This window comes from Corynebacterium sp. sy017 (assembly GCF_017918135.1).
Taxonomy (GTDB): domain Bacteria; phylum Actinomycetota; class Actinomycetes; order Mycobacteriales; family Mycobacteriaceae; genus Corynebacterium.
This window is the reverse complement of record NZ_RZUE01000002.1, coordinates 228361-249469: the sequence shown is the minus strand read 5'-3', so window position 1 is coordinate 249469 and position 21109 is coordinate 228361. Positions and strand designations below refer to the sequence as shown.

Below are 21109 nucleotides of genomic sequence, written 5' to 3'. Positions count from 1 at the left end.
TACTGGAGAACCCGAGGGTTCTTATCGGCAAGGAGGAACCTTTCATCTCTACCCTAACATTGATGTTTACTTTGTCAATAGTCTCTAACAGAAGAAAAGGCAGTATAGCGGACAGACCCCTGCTGAGAACTCAAAGTTGATGTATCACATCAAGGAACCCCACCAACTCTCACACCCATTTCTTTCAGTAAGGAATTGGCACTAATGTTAGTAGTGACACATTAGTTCTCACTTGTAATCCCTATTGCAAAGAAGTGTGGTTTTCATGCACGAAACATCTGTATCCAACACCGCGCCACAGCAACCCAAAGCAAAGAAAGATCGCACCCATTGGCTTTATATTGGTGTGATTATTGCAGTTGTGGCCGGTATCCTATTCGGCATTATCGCCCCCGACGCAGCTAAAGCCTGCAAACCAATTGGCACAATGTTTGTCAGTCTTATCAAAATGATGATTGGACCTGTGATTTTCTGCACCATTGTGCTAGGTATTGGTTCGGTGCGCGCGGCCGCCTCGGTAGGTAAAGCCGGTGGGTTAGCACTGATCTATTTCATCATTATGTCTACTTTCGCGCTCGCCATTGGTCTTGTGGTTGGCAATTTCATTCAGCCTGGTGATGGGCTTAATATCGAAGCCACTAAGAGCGCTGGTGCCGAGTATGCTGCCCAAGCAGAGGGCAAGGGTGACGGCGGCACAATTGGTTTTATTCAGTCAATCATTCCTGACACGTTCTTTTCTGCGCTTACCTCTGGCTCTGTGTTGCAGGTGCTGTTCATTGCCTTGCTCACTGGTTTTGCTATCCAGTCTTTGGGTAGTCGTGGTGAGCCTATCTTGGCTGGTATTCGCCAATTGCAGCAGGTCATTTTTAAGATTCTGAATATGATTTTGTGGCTTGCCCCTATTGGTGCTTTTGGTGCTATGGCTGGCGTCGTTGGTGCTACTGGCATGAAGGCAGTATTGCAGTTGGGGATTTTGATGCTCGCATTCTATATCACCTGCATTATTTTCATTTTCGTTGTCCTAGGCAGCATTTTGTGGGCTTTTACCAGGGTTAATATCTTTAGGTTGTGTGGCTATTTAGGGCGCGAGTTCTTGTTGATTGTTGCCACGTCTTCCTCTGAGTCGGCGTTGCCGAATTTGATGCGCAAGATGGAACATTTGGGCGTAGCCACCCCTACTGTGGGAATTGTGGTTCCCACTGGTTACTCTTTTAATTTGGATGGCACTGCCATTTATCTGACCATGTCGGCGATTTTCATTTCCGACGCGATGAATATGCCTTTGAGTCTTGAGCAACAAATCAGCCTGCTGATTTTTATGATTATTGCTTCTAAGGGCGCTGCTGGTGTTACTGGTGCTGGTCTTGCCACTTTGGCTGGCGGTCTACAAGCACACCGCCCAGATCTTTTGGACGGTGTGGGAGTTATTGTGGGCATTGACCGCTTTATGTCTGAGGCTCGTGCTCTGACTAATTTTGCGGGCAATGCCGTCGCCACTATTTTGGTGGGTAAGTGGACAAAGACCATTGACATTGCCCGAGTTCAGGCGGTACTGCACGGTAAATTACCGTTTAGCGACAACGCTCAAACTCTTGAGTAGGGAGTCGTCTTCCTCTTGGGTTGATGCTAGGTGTACTTCCACAGTGTCGCCGTCGATAATGTCGCCAGCGAGCAATTTCTTAGCGAGCTGGTCGCCAATAGCTTGCTGAATCAAACGACGCAGCGGACGTGCACCGTAGGCTGGTTCATAGCCATGCTCTGCAAGCCATGCTTTGGCTGGCTGGTCAACTTCGAGGGTGAGACGCCTAGCAGCAAGGCGCTGAGCCAAGTCAGCGATCTGAATATCAACAATGCTGGTCAGTTGCTCTTGACTGAGTGGATCAAAGATCACCACATCGTCAAGGCGATTAACAAACTCTGGCTTAAAGGCTGCACGAACTGCTGCCATCATTTCTTCATTTGTGCCTCCTGCACCCAGGTTGGAGGTGAGAATGAGCACGGTATTTCGGAAATCTACAGTGCGTCCTTGTCCGTCGGTAAGGCGACCGTCGTCGAGCACTTGCAGCAGGATATCGAATACGTCTGGGTGTGCCTTTTCCACTTCGTCGAAAAGCACCACGGTATATGGTCGGCGACGCACTGCCTCGGTGAGTTGTCCGCCCTGGTCATAGCCTACATATCCTGGAGGGGCACCAACGAGACGTGCCACAGAGTGCTTTTCGGCAAACTCAGACATATCGATGCGCACCATGGCGCGCTCATCGTCAAACATGAATTGAGCCAAGGCTTTGGCCAACTCCGTTTTACCCACACCCGTTGGACCTAGGAACAGGAAGGATCCTGTTGGTCGGTTCGGATCAGCCACACCGGCACGAGCTCTACGCACCGCGTCGGAAACCGCAGTTACTGCTGCCAGCTGCCCGACGACACGCTTACCCAATTCTTGTTCCATATTGAGCAGTTTCTGTGTTTCACCTTGGAGCATCTTCCCTGCTGGGATTCCAGTCCACGCAGATACCACCTCAGCAATAATGTCTGGGGTAACCTCCTCGCTGAGCATTGTGGTGTCCACGCTTTCTTCGGCAGCTTGTGCCACAGTCTTTTCTAACTCTGGAATTTTCCCATAACGCAACTCTGCTACTTTGGCGTAGTCTCCCTCGCGTTCGGCAATGTCAGATTCAGAGCGCAATCGTTCTAATTCTTCTTTAGCCTCGCGCACTTTGTCGATAGCTTGTTTTTCATTATTCCACTGAGCTCGCAGGTGACCTAGCTTTTCGCGTTCGTCGGCAAGCTCTTGAAGCAGTTTCTGATGACGTTCCTGAGAAGCCGGGTCGGTTTCTTTTTGCAAAGCTACTTCTTCGATCTCTAGCCGACGCACAATGCGTTCCAGCTCATCAATTTCTTGAGGTGACGAGTCGATTTCCATGCGCAAACGAGAAGCTGCCTCGTCGACGAGGTCAATGGCTTTATCCGGCAAGAACCGTGACGTAATATAGCGATCCGACAAGGTTGCCGCTGCTACCAGCGCAGAGTCTTGGATACGCACACCATGATGAACCTCATAGCGCTCTTTAAGACCACGCAGAATAGCTACCGCTTCTTCCACACTGGGCTGATCCACCAAAACCTGCTGGAATCGACGCTCTAGTGCGGCATCTTTTTCAATATACTTGCGGTACTCGTCTAGGGTCGTTGCCCCAACCAAGCGCAATTCTCCGCGAGCAAGCAAAGGCTTAATCATATTGCCGGCATCCATTGCAGAGTCCCCGGTAGCACCAGCACCCACGATGGTGTGTAGCTCATCAATGAAAGTGATAATCTCACCTTCTGCAGCTTTGATCTCATCAAGCACTGCTTTTAAGCGTTCCTCGAACTCACCACGGTACTTTGCCCCGGCAACCATTGAGCCAAGATCGAGGCTCACTAAGGTTTTGCCTTTTAATGACTCAGGGACGTCACCAGCAACAATCCTGCGCGCCAATCCTTCCACGACAGCGGTTTTACCCACGCCAGGCTCACCAATGAGCACCGGGTTATTCTTCGTGCGCCTACTCAAGACTTGCACCACACGTCTAATTTCAGCATCACGCCCAATGACCGGGTCAATCTTTCCTTCCCTAGCCCGTGCGGTGAGGTCGGTGGAGTATTTTTCTAAGGCCTGGAATTGCCCTTCCGGGTCTTGATTGGTTACTTTTTTATTGCCGCGCACCGACGGAAAAACCCCTTTGATGACGTCATAGGTAGCACCACGTTTCGTGAGGAGCTCCGCCGCGTCTGAGCCACCCTGCGCAATTGCCGCTAGCAGCACCTCAGTCGAGACATACTCGTCACCTAATTCACCTGCTAATTCCTGCGCAGCTGTGAGCGCATTGAGCGCGTCGCGGTTAAAGTTAGGGTTTGCCAACCCATTACCCTGGGCTTTCGGGTAAGAATCGACAAGCCCCTCAGCTTCCCGACGCACCACCTCAGGGTCCACTCCCGTTGCTCTAAGCACCGGCGTGGCGATCCCCTCCTCTTGCCCGAGAATGGCAGCTAAGAGATGCGCCGGTCTAATATCTGGGTTCCCCTTTGCACTCGCTTGTTGCAGTGCAGTTTGGAGAGCTTCTTGAGTTTTGGTTGTTGGGTTAAAAGCGTTCATTGTTCTTCCTTTTTCGATAGGTTTATGTCTTACGCTTTCTACAACGCACAAAAAGTTGAGTTTGTTCCACTCAACTTTGTAATTTTCTGCTTTTTATTTTTCGCTTGTCGACGGTAGGTTAGTGCATTAAGACTCAATGGGGATCAAACCATCAAAAAATTACCCATACGGGGGATTTTTTGTATAAAAAATGCAAATTTTTAGCTAAAATCATATTATTACTTCATGCTACTGACACTTACAGTACGTAATTTTCGTTCCTTCGCACAGGAAACAACCTTAGATCTACAGCGACGATCTTTCCGCACACTTAAGCCTCGCAACGATGAAGCATGGGCAGAGAATGTGTATCCGCGCGCGGCAATTTTTGGTGCGAATGCTTCTGGCAAGACAAACTTTCTCCGACCTTTAGAGATCCTTCAAGAAGCTGTTTTCCGTTCCCTAACGGATGAGATCTGGGTAAAAGCGTTACATGATCCGCATCTACTCTATGAAGAAGAACCCTCTTTTTATGAAGTTGAATATGAAGTTCAGGGCGTACGGTTTCGATGGAATCTTGAGGTTGATGCTCACGGTGTTGTCCAAGAAGAACTGTATGCTGTCCCGTCTTCTAGGTGGAAGTTAGTATTCAGCCGCACTCGAAACCAGCTAAAGTTTGGCCAGGTCAAAATTTCTCGTGCAGTGCAGGAGAATATGCGCCAATTCATGACATCGTGGTCATTAGTACATTCGGCATGGTTGACAACAAAAAATCCAGGTGAATTTTCACAGGCCGCATCATGGTGGCGGAATGGTTTACTTCCCCCTATTAAACCTAGTGATGCAGATCAAGATACTCGGCATAAATGGTTGATGCGTTTTGCTTCGGATGGCAAATGGCTCAATGTCTTGCGCGTGATTCTTGAGGTAGCAGACGTGGGAATTAATGATATTGCGGTGGAGGAGATTGCCCCAGAGTGGGCTCAGAAATTCCATCAGGTTCTGGATATGGTCAGTCATGCCGAGTTCCCTCTTGAAGAGCTTTCCTCGGAACAGAAGAGCGCTCTAAATACAATCACTGAGCAAGAACTTAAAGAGTACTTTCGGTATATGCTCTTTGAGCATTCTGATGGAAAACAGGTTTTTCGATTGCATGAAGCTGAAGAATCCCAGGGTACTCGGACATGGATAGATTTAGTTGTTCCTGCGCTTCTTGCTTTAACGTCGGGACGGGTGATGGTTGTCGATGAAATAGATTCTTCGTTACACCCTTATTTAGTTCGGGAGTTAGTTGATTATTTTGCCGATCCAGAAATGAATACGAAGGGTGCGCAGCTTTTGTTCACTTCACACGACATCACTCTTATTGGTAAGCACCCAACCGATTTATTAGAACGCGGTGAGGTTTGGTTTGCTGAGAAAAAAAATTCTTATTCTGATCTTGTGGCACTCGATGAATTTCCAGTTAGACCTGTTCACAATATTGAGAAACAGTACCTAGAAGGCTCATTCGGTGCACTACCGTTTACGGATCGGACAAAGGTGTCGACGGTTTTGGATACACTGAGAAAGTAGTCTTTAAGGGGGGAAGAATGGCTGCGAGAAAGCTAAAGCCACGAACAAGACGAGGAAAAGGAATCCGTCCATTGAAACCAACTTTCATGTTGGTTTTGCAGGGGGAAGTTACTGAAAAACAGTATTTCGAGCGTTTACGCAGTACATTCCGTATTCCTAATCTTCATATTGTAGTTGAACCACACTCGCCGGAAAGAATTGTTTCCAAATCTTTAGAAGCGATAGATCGTCATACGGGGTCACCGTTCAGGAATGTATTTTATGTAGTGGATGTCGATGATTTTTCTCCAGATCAATTCCAACAGGGTTTTTCTCAAGCACGGAAACAGGTAACTAAAGACACGAGCTTTCACTTTGTTGTTTCTAATCCATGCTTTGAGGTATGGCTATTGGCTCATTATGAAAACATAAGAGGGAAACGTTTATCTCGTGTACTTCTATCTTCTGAGTTGGTGAAAAAAGGAGCCGTTAAGGGGAGAAATAAAAAACATATAGCAGATCAATTTCCGATTGAGAATTGGAAGACGGCAATGAAAAATGTTGATATTTTAGCGTTTGATGAGCATGGAATTTCTGAGGGGAAAGCATCAACAGCAATTCCGCATCTGATTTCCTGCTTACTAAACGATTGATATTGAACTCTTCTCGAAGTTCATATCCCAAATATAAAAGCTTGTCGACGGTGGTTTAGTGCATCGCACACTCAGATACAAAAAGTTGGGTTCTGGTAATACCAGAACCCAACCACACACTACCTATGGGAACACACCCAACTAAGCAGCACGCAAATGACCACCCGTCGTCACACGAGCACCAGGCTTCTTCACAGCCTTAGAACCCGTATTCACACTAGGCTTAGCACCAGGCTTAGACTCACCACGATGCTCAACAACCTGACCAGCAATCACATCAACCACAACCTTCTCAGGCTCACTTGGCTTAGCAGGCTTGTCAGACTCTGGCTCGCTTGGCTTATCACCCTCAGGTTTAGAAGGCTCAGACTGCCTAGCCCCACCAGACCCAGGCTTCGCCTTCGCAGGATCAGAATCCTTCACAGGCTGCTCAGAATCGACTATATCCTCAAGAGACACAAAGTGATCCTCTCCTGTTAAAGCATCTGATATATCTTCCTCTTGACTATCAGATTCAGGCGCAGAATACATCGCAGTGCACATGAATGACTCACCAGGCTCAAGCACCTTAGGATGATCCTCGCAGGTAACTTGTTCGGCTGAGCTCACCATATCCGTCACAGCAATATCCTTCATTGGTGTACTACCAGTGTTGACGACCTCAAATGTCACAGACTTCGTAGCACCTGGCTCAACCTCAGCAACAGAATACTCATCATCTTCCTCATCACTAGCCCTCTCCACGATCTGAATCTCAGGAACCGTCTCACTCTCAGAAGGCTTCACGGGCTTCTGCGGACTCACCTCCTCACTGATTCCCGTATCAGTATCCTCACTGAATGCTGTCTGGGCATCATCAGCGATGCCATAGTGCGTCACTTCAGGAACTTCAGACGCCTCAGGCGCTTCAGTTGTCTCATGCTCAGGATCTTCAGTCGATTCGATAGGAATTTCAATCGTAATTGTCTGGTTTCCATCCTCAGGATCCTTGTGCTCCGCAATCACATTCGCCGCAGCGCCCTCAGATAAACCATCAGCTTTCACAACCTGTGCCTCAGCGTCCTCAGAGGTCAACGTCTCGAACGCAACAAAAGATTTCGGCTGCGCTGCGTCGAACTTAAATGCTTCCTTAGGAACAGCAATAGGTACGAGGACAGTTCCAGACAAAGTCTCAGACTTACCGTCGTCGGCACCAGTCTTAAAAACTGAACCAATAGAAGCGACACCAGGTGTGAAAGTAATAGGCTGGGCGTCGATTCCTGCAATATGCTTGCCTGTTGCCTTATCAATAAGGTCAGCTGTCAGCGTGTATTCTTTACCACGCAGCACATTATTAACTCTCACAGTATCGAAGAAGGTAGCAAACTCACCTTTCTTATCCGCGGACCGATGGAAACTCAGTTTATTAGCGTCTGTTTCATCAATGCCTGTTGGTTCCGTATCCAAAGAGGTCGTGATAGAAGGCTTGAGTACCTTTTCAATGAAGATTGTTTGAGCCTGGTCAGTAGGGTCGTCGTGCTGAGCAATCACATTCGCCGCAGCGCCCTCAGATAAACCATCAGCCTTATTGGCTTGAGCCTTCTCACTTTCGGAGGTCAACGTCTCAAACGCAATGAAGCTCTCCACGTCTTTTTCCAGTTCAGACTTAGGGAGAAGAATCTTCACACGCACCATTCCGGACACGCTTTCAGAGTTACCGTCATCATCCCTAGCAGCATCGAAGTTATCGGCACCAGCAACAAATTTTTGCTTACCGACGACGCCCTCAATTGGCGTAACCACTTGATCTTTTTCTGGTTTGCGCACTAGCTGTGCGTCGAGTGCGTATTCTTCGCCACGAACCAGGTTTTTGACCTCAACATTGTCATAGATCACAACGTATTCAGTGCCATTTTCGACAACGGTTTCCAGTTCAGCCTCTTTAGCTTGTAACGCTTCCTGCTTAGCGTTGAACTCAGCCTTATCGTCGACAGCAACGGAGGTAGCGATCCGAGGAGCAGCAGGCTTACTTGGGTCGGGCAGACCAGGCTGATCTACTGGGAAGAAACGCTGGAAATCAGCCTCACCAGTTGAAATAGCTAGTTTGTCAATATCATAGGAGGTTGGGACAACTACGCTAATGTATTCGTTAGCGTTAGCCTCAGGAACAATATCGCGGAACTTTAACCCACCAGTACCTGGAGTAGATCCGTCTTCCGCAATAGGAGTGAGGTAATAGCCATCGGCAGCGGAATCTTGAAGATAAAAACCGTCTAAGGTTTTTTCTACATTACCAGTAATAACGAAACCAGTTTCCTTAGTAAAATCTTCAGGAGTAATAACTGTACTCAGCAAGTCTCCTTGGAATTTGATGACATTATTCTCATCATCCGCAAAACCAGGCTCGCCCGCTTCTAGCAGTCGCCCATATAGCTTTGATTTGTTAGCGCTCGACGTGGTGAGCAAAGCGCGAAGCATTAAGCCATATTTACCAACCTGAGCGATAGATTCCCGAATCGCGTCCTCATCCAACTCAGATTCTTGGGTGAGTGTTTGGAGACGGTGCACTTCCTGGGTGTATTTCTTTGCCATATTGATCGCAGAATCACGAAGTTTACCATTGTAAATAAGCTCAATGTCTTGTACTTCACTGCGATCAAAAGCGGTTGCCCCTTGTCCAGTTACTTGAGTGAGTTTCTCATAGTAAACATCGCCGTCACGAGAACCATCAAGAGTGTAGTGTCGACGGAAATCTTTTTCCGCCCGAGACTCCGTTCCTTCATTGATTGTCGGGCTACTAAACCCAAAATCAATGCAGTTGCCATGCACTAAGTTGGTTAAACCAGCAAATGGCTGCACGCCACCGCGTATTCCCGCATTGTCGTGCGTTAGTTGCGAGATAGCGTCGTAGCTATCAGATTTTTCTACTTTCTTCAGCAGGCCATTATTCTCGCCAGTAACAGCGCCGGCCTCAGTACCATGCCTTTGACCAGCGTCAAGCTGAGCGTCGCTATAGCCCTCATCGTAAGAGGTGAGTTCTTCATCAGCTGCCGCGTTGTTGTGCACACAAACGACGCCAAAAGACACCAAAGCAATGGATACCACCATAGCTAAGAAACGCCAGGCAAAATCGCGCAAAAACACTAAGCGGTTCACCAACAACCACCCGTCTTTTTACTACGAGCAATGTCCATATTTGTTCTCCTTTATATGAAATCAAGACACAAACATGGGGAGTCTACTCCACAAAGAATCCCATCTGTTAATCAAAAGTTTTCTAAATTTTTTCTTAAAATTCATATAAAAACAGGGCTTTTCTTAGGGTTTTAGAATCTCAGATATAGAAAAAATAAATAAAAAGACTCCCCCACAGCCTCCCCCATACCTTAAAGTCTGCCCAGTAATTACTAAGAAAACTTAAGCATAATCCAATACAGGCAACAGTTTACGCACCTGCTCCACTTTCGATAGGTCAAGATCCACACATACCACTTCGCTCAATTCCCCCAGTTCCACCATCGGTTCCCCTTGAGGGTTAACCACCATAGAATGTCCAATACCAGTTGGCGCAGCACTAGCACGCTCGTCGCTAGGCAATGCTTGATCAACCGCCACAATGTAGGACGTAGAATCCAAAGCCCGAGCTTGAGTCAAAAGTTGCCACTGTCGTAACTTATCCGCCCCGCCAGACCACGACGCAGCCACCACAATCACCTGAGCACCGTGGCGCGCCAACTCCACAAACTGCTGCGGGAACCGAATGTCATAGCAGGTAGCCACACCAAAACAAATGCCACCATACTCAAAAACCACAGTATCCTTACCGGCTGCCACCGTATCCGATTCCCGAAAACCGAAGGCATCATATGTATGAATTTTATGGTAATACTCAAGTTCCTGAGATGGCCGAGCAATGACAAGCGTATTGTGTACTCGGTTAATCCACTTACCAGAGCGTTCCACTCGATCTGCCGGGACAAACACCCCAGCAATAATAGCGATACTATATTCCGTAGCTAACTGCGCAAGCGTAGAGATAAACTCACCATCCATCTCTTCCGCTTGTATATCTAACCGCCCAGTACCAAATCCCTGCATCATTGCTTCAGGAAACACCACAAGCTGCGCCCCATCAGCTTTTGCTTGCACCACACTCCTACGTACTAGATCCACATTCTCTTGTTTATGACCAGTAGAACAAACCTGTGCAAGTGCAATTCGCATATCCCAAGCATAGCTGCTGCCTGTGGATAAAAACTGAAAACAGTATTGTTTTCCACAATTTTTTAGCTCCAAACCCCTCTGCCCTTCCCTACCCACCCCAAGCAAAACATAATGATGAGCATGACTTTAATCTTCACTCAACAATCTTTTCAGAACCTTGTCAGGCATCTCAGCCCCATGCCACTCAATACGCTCGATACTCCAAGCAAAACCATGCATGCTTTAACAGACCACAATGCCGACCTCACCCGCAAAGCACATGAAATCATCACCGCTTTCGACGAACATCTATCCGAATTACATTCTTTTGTCCAGAAATGCACCACCATAGATAACTCACTCCACACCACATTGAGCACCACCCTTCCAACACACAATTGATAACCCATGAGCATTTTCCCATTAAAATCAAGCGAACTTTCCTACACCTCAGCCCACCATAAAAATGTTGCCCTGCGCTACGAGCAATTGCTGCAAGCCCAGAAAAGCAATGTAGATACGGCATTTGCTACCGTATCTTCCATCGCATTTGATGCAGCTCAACAGCGCTTTTATGAAATACTGACGCGCTGGCACAAAATTCACACAACGACGCTGTGCATTATTAATGCACTCGATCACACTGCTAGTGCACAATCAAAATTAGAAGAAACATACAAACAAATTCTTTCTTTGTATGACATAGCGCAAGGAATTGCCGACTGTTCACTCCCCTTAACGATTGCCCTCAATCAGTTACAAACCTTAGGAAAAATTTTGGATTTCTGTTGCGCCAACACACTGCGCAATCGCGCACGCGAACCAGAACATTCTCTGTCAGAACGCAAAGAATTGAATCTTGACGAATTGCATGAACTCTCATTGATAGAAGCACCAGAAAATATCATTTCTTTGAGTAAAAAATTCCCTGATGCTCACATTCTGGAAGCCGATCAAAAAGGACACGTTACCCTGGCATTCGGAGATATTGATAATGCAAAATCAATTACGACGATCGTCGCTGGTGTAGGCTCAAGTTCCTCCGAAGGTATGCAAACCTATTCCAATCGTGCACAACATATTTATCAAAAAACTGGTACCCCTGTTGTCATGTGGCTTGGATATGATGCCCCTCCGTCGCTGGCTGCAGGAATCGCCAAAACTCCTGCTTTGCAAGCCCGTATACCACTACAAAAACTGCAGAAAGCATTAAGAGAAAGAAATCCACATGCTCGCCTGGTCGTATTAGGTCATAGCTACGGATCCACTGTTGCCGGATACGCAGCAACAGAATCAGGACTCGAGGCAGATAGTCTCATTCTTGCTGGCAGCCCTGGAGTACCAAGAAAACTTACCCTTAATTCTCAATCCCCCAAAATTATTGCCGCACTCGGCGATAAAGACCCTATTGGGTTAACAGGAACAGCACTAACCTCATTACATGGCATTGATCCTGCAGCACTGACCAGCGGTTATCCACTATTACGTATCCACGGTGGACATTCTGATTATTTTACCGATGAGTCATTTATCGCAATGCTCAAAAAAGAACTCAATAAACCTAAAGGCTAGAGCAGGCACACGGTACTTAACTAAGCACCTAACCTGCCTGCACAGTGTGGTACGTCGATATGAATAATCAGCACATATGCCCCTGATATTGATTGACTGGTGCAAGACATACTCACACCAGTCAAACCCAACCGCCGTAACGTAGTTGTTTAGAACAAACCTGTGGCATTCTCGTCATAAGAAACAAGAAGATTCTTAGTTTGCTGGTAATGTGCCAGCATCATAAGGTGATTTTCCCGTCCAATACCAGACTCTTTATAGCCACCAAAAGCAGCATGAGCTGGGTAATTGTGATACTGATTGACCCATACTCGTCCTGCCTGAATAGCGCGACCAGCACGGTAAGCAGTATTTTGCTGCCTAGTCCACACGCCAGCACCTAAACCATAGTTCGTGTCATTAGCAATACGGATTGCCTCATCGAAATCCTTGAACGTAGTAACCGAAAGCACTGGTCCAAAAATTTCTTCTTGGAAGATACGCATATCATTTGTTCCCTTGAAGATGGTTGGTTCAATATAGAACCCACCATCAAGCCCCTCAAGTTTATTGATATGGCCACCGGTAAGCACCTCAGCACCTTCTTGAGGACCAAGCTCAAGGTAGCTAGAGATCTTATCGAGCTGTTCCTGGGACGCCTGCGCACCCATCATTGTTTCAGTATCAAGCGGATTACCCAATTTAATTTTCTTCACGCGCTCGACGCCAAGGGCAAGGAAGTCGTCGGCAATAGCTTCATGAACCAGCGCACGTGATGGGCAGGTGCAAATCTCGCCCTGATTCAAGGCAAACATCGCAAGACCTTCGACGCACTTATCGCGGAAAGCATCATCTGCCTGCATAATATCCTCGAAGAAAATTGATGGCGATTTACCACCCAACTCGAGAGTCACTGGGATAATTTTATCCGCCGCTGCCTTGTTAATGAGCTTACCAACCTGGGTGGAACCAGTGAACGCAATTTTTCCGATTCGATGAGAAGAAGAAAGCGCAGCACCTGCTTCTTCTCCCAAACCATTAACGATATTTAACACACCTGCCGGTAATAAATCAGCAATAATCTCTACCAAATAAAGCAAGGATGCTGGGGTTTGCTCAGCCGGCTTGAGCACAATGGTGTTACCCGCAGCCAATGCCGGTGCAATTTTCCATGCAGCCATCAAAATAGGAAAGTTCCACGGAATAATCTGCCCAACCACACCAATTGGCTCGTGGAAATGATATGCCACTGTGTTCTCATCTAGCTGCGAAATGCCACCCTCTTGAGCACGAATAGCACCAGCGAAATAACGGAAATGATCCACAGTAAGCGGCAGGTCAGCTGCAAGAGTTTCTCGAACAGCCTTACCGTTATCCCACGTTTCTGCCACGGCAATTTTTTCAAGATTTTCTTCAATACGATCGGCAATTCGATTCAGCACCAAAGCGCGCTCTGCCGGCGACGTAGCACCCCAGGAGCTAGCCGCTGCATGGGCAGCGTCGAGTGCTTTTTCAATATCCTGTGCATCAGAACGTGCTACCTGACAGAAAACCTCACCAGTGACTGGGGTGATGTTATCCATATAACGACCTGCTACAGGAGCAACCCAATCACCACCGATGAAATTGTCATAGCGATCGCGGAATTCCACAATTGCGCCTGGTGTACCTGGATTAGCATAAATAGTCATAATTGCCTCACTTATTTCAGCATGATGTATATATGTGGCTTAGCGGTCACATGAACCACATAAGCGACCTACATCACGTTAACACGCTGAGGCAATCTTGACCAGAGGAACCCATTTAGCGCTTTCGAGAACTACGCGGCTCCCATAACACCACTGCTGTCGATCGCGGTACATGCACTATCTCACCACGCGACCGCACCCCATACTTAAGGAGCTGCTCCTTTTCCTGGCGCAACTGTTTATTCTCCGCCTTCAACCGAGCATTTTCTTTTTTTAAGTCAATAATTGCCTTGATCCCAGCCAAATTAACGCCATCTTCTTGACTAAGGCGTTGCACGGTGCGCAACAGCTCAACGTCGTCAAGCGAATAACGACGCCCACCCCCAGAAGTTCGCTGCGGAGTAACCAATCCGAGCCGATCATAGGTACGCAATGTCTGTGCGTGCATTCCTGCCAGCTCAGCAGCAACAGAAATAACAAACACTTCCTCAAAATCTTTGCCATTGGATTCAGACACAGCTCTCACCTCCAATTCTTAAGCTCCGGCCCAACCTGCACGCGGATCATAACCGGCATCTCGGGCAGTTTGTGCAAAACTACGCAGGGTACTCATCGCAGCAGGATCAAGATCCGTAGGAATTACTACCTCAACTTTTACTAGAAGATCGCCTGTTTCACCACCACGCTTCGCAATACCACGACCGCGCACCCTCAGCACTCGACCATTAGGGGTACCAGCTGGTATTTTTAAGCGAACATTATGCTCAAGTGTGGGAACAGAAATTGTTTCCCCTAGAGTCAATTCGGTAAACGAAACAGGAACAGTCACCTCAAGATCATCACCACTGCGGGTAAAAATAGAATCTGGTTTGACTTTCACATTGACAAATAAATCGCCTGCTGGGGCACCATGAGGACCAGCCTCACCCTGACCAGCTAAACGCACTTTTTGTCCGTCGATAACGCCAACTGGAATACGCACTGTGATGGAACGAGTTTTGTGTACTGTTCCTTTCCCGTCGCAATCGAGACAAGGATCGGTAATTTTTGTACCTGTGCCATCGCAATCAGTACACGGAGCCGAAAACCCAAATGCTCCTCGATTTTCGGAAGTAAAACCAGTACCAGAACAAGTAGTGCAGGTTGTTTTTTTAGCGCTTTGCGAACCTGAACCATGACACGTAGTGCAGGGCGCGTCTCCTGTTAATTTCAGTGGGATGGTTGTCCCTTGCGCCGCTTCCCGGAACTCAAGTGTGACATCAGTTTCTACGTCTGCACCTCGAGTAGGGCGCGGTGAACGTGGCTTATAGGCGCGTGTAGTATCGCGGTTAAAGAAAGTGCCAAAAATATCACCCAGGTTTGTGTCGCTAAAGTTTCCTTGGCGTGCACGTGCTGCACCAAGAAAATCACCTAGGTCGGAAAAATCAAAGCCTGCTTGAGTGCTATACCCATGAGCTTTATTGCTGGCAAGTAACGCACGAAACTCATCATATTCTTTGCGTTTACTCTCGTTACCTAAGACATCATAGGCTTGAGCTGCACGCTTGAATTTTTCTTCAGCTGCCTTGTTTCCCGGGTTTGAGTCCGGATGATTCTCACGAGCTATTTTGCGATAGGCTTTTTTTATTTCTGCTTCACTCGCCGTTGTGTTCACGCCTAGGTCTTGATAAAAATCTTGTTCTATCCATTCATTTTTGGGTGTCATCTTGCTCCCTCCTTTCAGTTTTCCAAGATCAAAGATGCACGATTAAAGATGAGAGAAAAATCGAGGCCTCTCCTCACCAAAGGCAACAGGAAAGACCTCGTAACTCATGCGATACGTTATTCTGTATCGTCTTCTGCAGTTGATTCCGCTTCTGAATCAACTGGATCAACGATAATGACCATTGCGGTACGCAATAAGCGCTCTTCTACCTGGTAGCCAAGTCGAAGGACAGTCCCAATGTATTTATCGTCGCCAGTAGAGAGGTCTTGCACAGCCTCATGACGCTCAGGATCAAATACCTCGCCAGCTGCACCAAAAGGTGTGACCTTAAAAGTATCTAAAACTGACACGAACTTATCACGGAAACTTTTGAGCGGTCCTTGTTCAAGATCACCATGTTGCTCCGCAAGCTCCAAATCATCCAGAATTGGCAACAATTGCGTGAGTACCTGAGCTTTTACATTTTCCACTCCAGCTTTACGCTCACGTTCCGTACGCCTACGGTAGTTGGCATATTCTGCAGATAGGCGTTGCAAATCTTCAGTACGTTCTGCCAACTGATCCTCAAGCGACGGTTGTGTGTCCTCTTCAGTTTCTGCAGTTTCTTCAACCGTGTCAGTTGAGTCCACTTCAGCTTCTGCGCCTGGATCTGCGTCTTTGAGCTGTGCCTCTAGATTTTCGAGCACCTCGTCGGCATGCTCATCTAGATTGTTGTGTTCGCTCACTTTTTGTCTTCTTCCTCATCAATAACTTCAGCATCCACTACATTCGGATCAGCATTATCGGCCTGCGCTGCAGCCGCTTTTGCTGCCTCTGCCTCGTAGATTAGCTTGCCAAGTTCTTGTGACTCAGTAGAAAGCTTTTCGACGGCACTCTTAATCGCTTCGATGTCGTCTCCCTTAAGAGCCTCATCAACAGCGTCTGCTGCTTCAGTAATCTTGGTCTTGAGTTCATCAGATGCCTTATCACCATTCTCCTCAAGGAACTGGCGAGTCTGGTGTGCCAACAGCTCTGCAGAGTTGCGAGTCTCTTGTTCCTCACGACGCTTCTTATCTTCATCAGCGTGAGCCTCAGCATCTTTGATCATGCGATCAATTTCTTCCTGAGACAAGCCGGAACCGTCTTGAATCTTGATGGTGTTCTCTTTGCCAGTTCCCTTATCCTTTGCGGAAACAGAAACAATACCGTTAGCGTCAATGTCGAAGGTAACCTCAATCTGTGGCAAACCACGTGGCGCAGGAGCAATTCCGCCAAGCTCAAAGGAACCAAGCAGCTTGTTTGCAGAAGCAATCTCACGCTCGCCCTGGTACACCTGGATTTGTACTGATGGCTGGTTATCTTCAGCAGTGGTGAATGTTTCTGAGCGCTTGGTTGGAATAGTGGTGTTGCGCTCGATGAGCTTAGTCATCACGCCACCTTTGGTTTCGATGCCCAAAGACAATGGGGTGACGTCGAGAAGCAAAACATCCTTTACTTCACCGCGAAGTACACCTGCCTGAAGTGCAGCACCAACGGCAACAACCTCATCTGGGTTCACACCCTTGTTTGGCTCACGACCACCGGTGAGTTCTTTAACGAGGTCAGACACAGCTGGCATACGGGTAGAACCACCCACAAGCACCACATGGTCAATCTCATTTACGGAAATACCGGCATCTTTAACCACCTGGTTGAAAGGAGCCTTGGTGCGGTCAAGCAAATCTTGAGTGATCTTCTGGAACTCAGTACGAGAAAGAGTCTCATCAAGGAATAGTGGGTTCTTGTCAGCATCCACAGTGATGTATGGCAAGTTAATTGTGGCGGACTGTGAAGCGGAAAGCTCAATCTTTGCTTTTTCAGCAGCTTCGCGTAGACGCTGCATAGCCATCTTGTCTTTAGAAAGATCTACGCCATGAGCTGTCTTGAACTTGTTGATGAGCCATTCCACAATGCGGTTGTCCCAGTCGTCACCACCGAGGTCATTGTCACCAGCGGTTGCGCGAACCTCTACCACGCCGTCACCGATCTCTAGGAGGGAAACGTCGAAAGTACCACCACCAAGGTCGAATACCAAGATGGTCTGCTCTTTCTCGCCCTTTTCTAGACCATAAGCCAAAGCAGCAGCAGTAGGCTCATTGACGATACGCAAAACATTCAAGCCAGCAATCTGACCTGCTTCTTTGGTTGCCTGACGCTGTGAATCGGAGAAGTATGCCGGAACGGTGATAACCGCATCGGTGACGTCCTCACCGAGGTATGCCTCAGCGTCTCGCTTGAGCTTCATGAGGGTACGAGCGGAAATTTCCTGTGGGGTGTAGCTCTTATCATCAATAGCTACTGTCCAATCTGTACCAATATGGCGCTTAACAGAGCGGATAGTGCGATCCACGTTAGTGACAGCCTGGTTCTTTGCAGACTGACCGACGAGCACCTCACCATTTTTAGCAAATGCCACCACGGATGGGGTGGTGCGTGCGCCCTCTGAGTTGGCGATAACTACTGGCTCGCCACCTTCGAGAACAGAAACAACTGAGTTTGTAGTACCAAGGTCAATACCTACTGCGCGACCCATGATTTTCCTCTTTTCTAGTAATGTACGTTTGTTTTTATCTTTTGTTCTTGCGCCAAGCCCGAAAGCGGGTTCGGAAATGAGAAAAGTTGATAGAACTCAACTCAACTCCCTTGAGCAACTATAGTCACCATACCTAAAGCATTGAGCCTATGCCACTCAACCTGACACTTACACTAACGTGCCCACCCCTAAAGTTGTTCCCACCAGACTCAACTTTTTACATTACCGCTGCTCACAGGCAGATAAAATCAGCTTGTTTCATTCTGAAACAGTCCGTTTGCGATGGATTCTATTTAGCGCCATTTGTCACTATTCATCACCATCGAATACCGCCACACGTCGCCACCATAACTACATCAGGACTAGACGCTCATCGAGAAAACAAAAAAATAATGTATAAAGCCCTCATTTTATGGCAGACTAAAAGGCGAACATATGAAAATACAATAAGACGTAACCGTCAGGATGAATAAACGAGAAAAAATGAATGATTCCGCTAACCCTGGTGCTGCACACAATGCCGTACCACTTTCAGCATCACACGCCAAAGATACTGACTTGATTGACATTGCCAGCCCCACAGCTGACCACTCCACAGCAGCAAACCCAATCGACCGCGCTCACCTGCTCGGTTCTGATATGCGTCGAGTAGCAGGCTGGGCAATGCGGTTCATCATCACCGCCATTGCAGCAGTTATTGCCTGGAAAGGGCTAGCACTTATCTGGACAATTATCCTTCCAATCATATTGGCACTGCTCGTCACCACCGTACTATGGCCCCCTGTTCGTTGGTTACGCGCACGAAAAGTCCCAGCCTCCCTGGCAACCATTTCCGTTATTCTCGGTTTCTTCTTAATAATCGGTGGCGTCTTTAGTGCGATTGCCCCAATGGTTACCAGCCAGTCCAAGGATCTTTTCGCGAGAGTCCAAGAGGGTATTCACCGAGTCCAAGAATTAGTGCAGCAAGAACCGCTCAACCTCGATGCGAGCAGGCTCAATCAGCTCACTACCGAAATCACCAATTTCTTACAAAGCCGTTCCAAAGACATCACCTCAGGCGTGTTCAGTGGTATTTCCACCGCGTCGTCGATAGCTGTCACACTCGTTTTGGTACTTATCCTCACATTTTTCTTCCTCAAAGATGGAGATCGTTTCCTCCCGACAGTACGCAGCTTTATCGGACCGGGCGTGGGCTGGCACATTTCCGAAGCACTAACCCGAGTATGGAATACCCTCACTGGTTTCATCCGCACCCAAGCCATCGTTTCGCTTGTCGACGCCATTCTCATCGGTATCGGCCTGCTTATCCTCAAAGTACCCCTTGCGCTAGCACTTGCTGTTATCACATTCTTCGCTGGCTTTATTCCCATTGTTGGTGCTTTTACCGCTGGCGCACTCGCTGTACTTATCGCATTAGTAAGTCATGGCCTCACCAACGCCATTTTGGTATTGGTGCTTATCGTTCTCGTACAGCAGATTGAAGGAAATGTACTCCAACCAATTCTGCAGTCAAAAGCAATGAATCTACACCCAGCAATCGTTCTGCTCTCCGTTACCCTCGGCTCCACCCTCTTTGGTGTGATTGGCGCATTCCTTGCAGTACCAGTAGCAGCAACCGTCGCAGTCCTCATTCGCTATCATTCTGAGCTTATTGCACTCAGAGCAGGAGAAATTACGCTTGACGACGTCGTGATTGCCACTACAGAATCTGCAACCCCCGCGAAGAATCCCTCCGAAACATGGAATAGTTTTCGCGAACGGCTCAGCAATTTAGGCAAAAGGCAAAGAAACTCAGATTCAGATACTGCGAAAGAACAAGAAAAGACTGCCAAAGAATAAACTGAGCTAACCTCGGTACCTACAACACAAAGCACTGGGCATGGAGAATCATGCCCAGTGCTTTTCTATTCCCTATTCCTATCCTGCTCACGCACATATTCACGCAGATAGGGTAAGGCAAAATCAATGTGTCCACGCTCAGTTTCCACAATCAGTTCTGCATCTAGAAGCCTTCGTCGATAGTTGCTGATATAAGTTTTAGAACGTCGCATACGTTGTGCAATATCACTAATATGCGAGGGGCCATCATCATATGACATACACCTTAAAAAGGCTTTATCCACATTAGATAGCTCTGATAACGCTGGTTCATGCACTAGTTGCCCTAATTTACGTTTAGCCATTGCAATACTTTCTTGCGCGGCTACACGAGTAATGCAGTTTTCTTCTTTGTTTCGGAAAGAATACTGGCCAACTAACTGAATCATAAAAGGATAACCTTTGCAGGCACGCACTGCCATATCCAGTGCCTCCTCAGACCAGCTGACAGAACTTCCTCGTAGTGGGAGTTCAAGTCCTTGCCTTACATCACTATCACTTACCCGACCAAGCTCTATTCGCGCGGCGCGACGCAGAAAAGTAGCTGGATTAATACTCTCCCCATCATCAAGTCTGTCAGCCAGCAATGGTTTAATTGAAGAGGGAATACCAGCCATAGCAACCGCAATTTCTTCTCTTTCACGAACCAAATGCTGAATGACCACTCCGAAATCGATAAGCTCATTCGTATGTTGATAATGCATCTCATCTAACGTAATCAGTACGCCTGCAGGTGGTTGATTCACGCACACATCAACATTACGCTTATATTCCAGTAAGTCTTTCAATGCATCACGCAAAGAGTACGTAGTCTCTGCCAAAGGTTCGGTACCCCAATTAATACCGCCGCCTATACCTAAAATAGAAAGACTCAATCCAGTAAGCTGTTTCTGATTTTTGGCAAGGATACGTAAAATCCTATTCCGAAGACGCAGCATAAAGCCAGAAGTTGCTGTTTCACTTAAAACAAGCCAACCACGCTGATGTGCTTCATCCTCAAAATCATTCAACAAAGCTGTTTTGCCAATACCACGAGAACCAACGATAAGCGAGATACGCTCATGAGTTCCCGGACCATCATCTAATGAAAAGCGAAAGTCTCGGATAATTTCACTGCGCCCAACAAGTAATGGTGGCGTAGCACCCAATGTGGCATTAAATGGGTTCGGCTGGTAAGTCATACTCATCACTATAGCTAACTGAACTTATGAACTCTTATGAACACCT

The 21109-nt window shown here is 47.4% G+C and carries 15 protein-coding genes; 6 read left to right on the top strand and 9 right to left on the bottom strand.

Going from position 1 to position 21109, the window contains the following annotated elements; translation table 11 throughout:
• Nucleotides 1-265: 265 nt before the first annotated feature.
• Nucleotides 266-1600: a cation:dicarboxylase symporter family transporter gene (locus EML15_RS04605; protein WP_144273686.1), complete on the top strand. Its 1335-nt coding sequence runs from the start codon at nucleotides 266-268 to the stop codon at nucleotides 1598-1600.
• Here the strand turns inward: EML15_RS04605 and clpB are convergent.
• Nucleotides 1565-4138 (bottom strand): ATP-dependent chaperone ClpB, encoded by a 2574-nt coding sequence (clpB, locus tag EML15_RS04600; protein ID WP_144273685.1) that lies wholly within the window; start codon nucleotides 4136-4138, stop codon nucleotides 1565-1567. The genes EML15_RS04605 and clpB overlap by 36 nt on opposite strands.
• A gap of 225 nt (nucleotides 4139-4363) precedes the next feature.
• On the opposite strand from clpB, the gene EML15_RS04595 reads away from it, so the two are divergent.
• Together EML15_RS04595 and EML15_RS04590 are read left to right on the top strand one after the other, a co-directional pair.
• Nucleotides 4364-5692, top strand: a complete 1329-nt coding sequence (locus tag EML15_RS04595) for an ATP-binding protein (protein ID WP_144273684.1) — start codon at nucleotides 4364-4366, stop codon at nucleotides 5690-5692.
• Nucleotides 5693-5709: 17 nt separating this feature from the next.
• Nucleotides 5710-6324 (top strand): RloB family protein, encoded by a 615-nt coding sequence (locus tag EML15_RS04590; RefSeq protein WP_144273683.1) that lies wholly within the window; start codon nucleotides 5710-5712, stop codon nucleotides 6322-6324.
• Between the two features lie 141 nt (nucleotides 6325-6465).
• Here the strand turns inward: EML15_RS04590 and EML15_RS04585 are convergent, their stop codons facing one another.
• Nucleotides 6466-9459 (bottom strand): VaFE repeat-containing surface-anchored protein, encoded by a 2994-nt coding sequence (locus EML15_RS04585; RefSeq protein WP_144273682.1) that lies wholly within the window; start codon nucleotides 9457-9459, stop codon nucleotides 6466-6468.
• 261 nt (nucleotides 9460-9720) lie between these two features.
• Nucleotides 9721-10527 (bottom strand): carbon-nitrogen hydrolase family protein, encoded by an 807-nt coding sequence (locus tag EML15_RS04580; protein ID WP_144273681.1) that lies wholly within the window; start codon nucleotides 10525-10527, stop codon nucleotides 9721-9723.
• A 120-nt stretch (nucleotides 10528-10647) separates the two neighbouring features.
• On the opposite strand from EML15_RS04580, the gene EML15_RS04575 reads away from it, so the two are divergent.
• Together EML15_RS04575 and EML15_RS04570 are read left to right on the top strand one after the other, a co-directional pair.
• Nucleotides 10648-10908 carry a hypothetical protein gene (locus EML15_RS04575; protein WP_144273680.1) on the top strand — a complete coding sequence of 87 codons (261 nt, stop codon included), beginning with the start codon at nucleotides 10648-10650 and terminating at the stop codon, nucleotides 10906-10908.
• 6 nt (nucleotides 10909-10914) lie between these two features.
• Nucleotides 10915-12078, top strand: a complete 1164-nt coding sequence (locus EML15_RS04570; protein ID WP_144273679.1) for an alpha/beta hydrolase — start codon at nucleotides 10915-10917, stop codon at nucleotides 12076-12078.
• A 149-nt stretch (nucleotides 12079-12227) separates the two neighbouring features.
• Here EML15_RS04570 and EML15_RS04565 read toward each other — a convergent pair whose 3' ends face one another.
• The 5 genes from EML15_RS04565 to dnaK form a co-directional block, all read right to left on the bottom strand.
• Nucleotides 12228-13748: an aldehyde dehydrogenase family protein gene (locus tag EML15_RS04565; RefSeq protein ID WP_144273678.1), complete on the bottom strand. Its 1521-nt coding sequence runs from the start codon at nucleotides 13746-13748 to the stop codon at nucleotides 12228-12230.
• 115 nt (nucleotides 13749-13863) lie between these two features.
• Complete coding sequence (locus EML15_RS04560; RefSeq protein ID WP_255455982.1) at nucleotides 13864-14265, bottom strand: helix-turn-helix transcriptional regulator; 402 nt, start codon at nucleotides 14263-14265, stop codon at nucleotides 13864-13866.
• 18 nt (nucleotides 14266-14283) lie between these two features.
• Nucleotides 14284-15453 (bottom strand): molecular chaperone DnaJ, encoded by a 1170-nt coding sequence (gene dnaJ, locus EML15_RS04555; RefSeq protein WP_144273677.1) that lies wholly within the window; start codon nucleotides 15451-15453, stop codon nucleotides 14284-14286.
• Nucleotides 15454-15569: 116 nt separating this feature from the next.
• The gene (grpE, locus tag EML15_RS04550) at nucleotides 15570-16139 is read right to left on the bottom strand and encodes a nucleotide exchange factor GrpE (protein ID WP_246847021.1); all 570 of its coding nucleotides are present in this window, start codon (nucleotides 16137-16139) and stop codon (nucleotides 15570-15572) included.
• Nucleotides 16140-16174: 35 nt separating this feature from the next.
• Nucleotides 16175-18004 carry a molecular chaperone DnaK gene (gene dnaK / locus EML15_RS04545; RefSeq protein ID WP_144273675.1) on the bottom strand — a complete coding sequence of 610 codons (1830 nt, stop codon included), beginning with the start codon at nucleotides 18002-18004 and terminating at the stop codon, nucleotides 16175-16177.
• A 639-nt stretch (nucleotides 18005-18643) separates the two neighbouring features.
• Here dnaK and EML15_RS04540 point away from each other — a divergent pair.
• Complete coding sequence (locus EML15_RS04540) at nucleotides 18644-19843, top strand: AI-2E family transporter (RefSeq protein ID WP_246858160.1); 1200 nt, start codon at nucleotides 18644-18646, stop codon at nucleotides 19841-19843.
• 65 nt (nucleotides 19844-19908) lie between these two features.
• On the opposite strand, the gene EML15_RS04535 is transcribed toward EML15_RS04540, so the two are convergent.
• The gene (locus EML15_RS04535; protein ID WP_144273673.1) at nucleotides 19909-21063 is read right to left on the bottom strand and encodes an ATP-binding protein; all 1155 of its coding nucleotides are present in this window, start codon (nucleotides 21061-21063) and stop codon (nucleotides 19909-19911) included.
• Nucleotides 21064-21109: the final 46 nt, after the last annotated feature.

What these genes read in the sequence shown, in the direction of transcription:
- EML15_RS04590 (WP_144273683.1), top strand. Translation starts at nt 5,710, where the DNA reads ATGGCTGCGAGAAAGCTAAAGCCACGAACAAGACGAGGAAAAGGAATC.
- EML15_RS04540 (WP_246858160.1), top strand. Translation starts at nt 18,644, where the DNA reads ATGCGTCGAGTAGCAGGCTGGGCAATGCGGTTCATCATCACCGCCATT.
- clpB (WP_144273685.1), bottom strand. Translation starts at nt 4,138, where the DNA reads ATGAACGCTTTTAACCCAACAACCAAAACTCAAGAAGCTCTCCAAACT.
- EML15_RS04535 (WP_144273673.1), bottom strand. Translation starts at nt 21,063, where the DNA reads ATGACTTACCAGCCGAACCCATTTAATGCCACATTGGGTGCTACGCCA.
- EML15_RS04575 (WP_144273680.1), top strand. Translation starts at nt 10,648, where the DNA reads ATGACTTTAATCTTCACTCAACAATCTTTTCAGAACCTTGTCAGGCAT.
- EML15_RS04595 (WP_144273684.1), top strand. Translation starts at nt 4,364, where the DNA reads ATGCTACTGACACTTACAGTACGTAATTTTCGTTCCTTCGCACAGGAA.
- EML15_RS04580 (WP_144273681.1), bottom strand. Translation starts at nt 10,527, where the DNA reads ATGCGAATTGCACTTGCACAGGTTTGTTCTACTGGTCATAAACAAGAG.
- dnaK (WP_144273675.1), bottom strand. Translation starts at nt 18,004, where the DNA reads ATGGGTCGCGCAGTAGGTATTGACCTTGGTACTACAAACTCAGTTGTT.
- EML15_RS04570 (WP_144273679.1), top strand. Translation starts at nt 10,915, where the DNA reads ATGAGCATTTTCCCATTAAAATCAAGCGAACTTTCCTACACCTCAGCC.
- EML15_RS04565 (WP_144273678.1), bottom strand. Translation starts at nt 13,748, where the DNA reads ATGACTATTTATGCTAATCCAGGTACACCAGGCGCAATTGTGGAATTC.
- EML15_RS04605 (WP_144273686.1), top strand. Translation starts at nt 266, where the DNA reads ATGCACGAAACATCTGTATCCAACACCGCGCCACAGCAACCCAAAGCA.
- dnaJ (WP_144273677.1), bottom strand. Translation starts at nt 15,453, where the DNA reads ATGACACCCAAAAATGAATGGATAGAACAAGATTTTTATCAAGACCTA.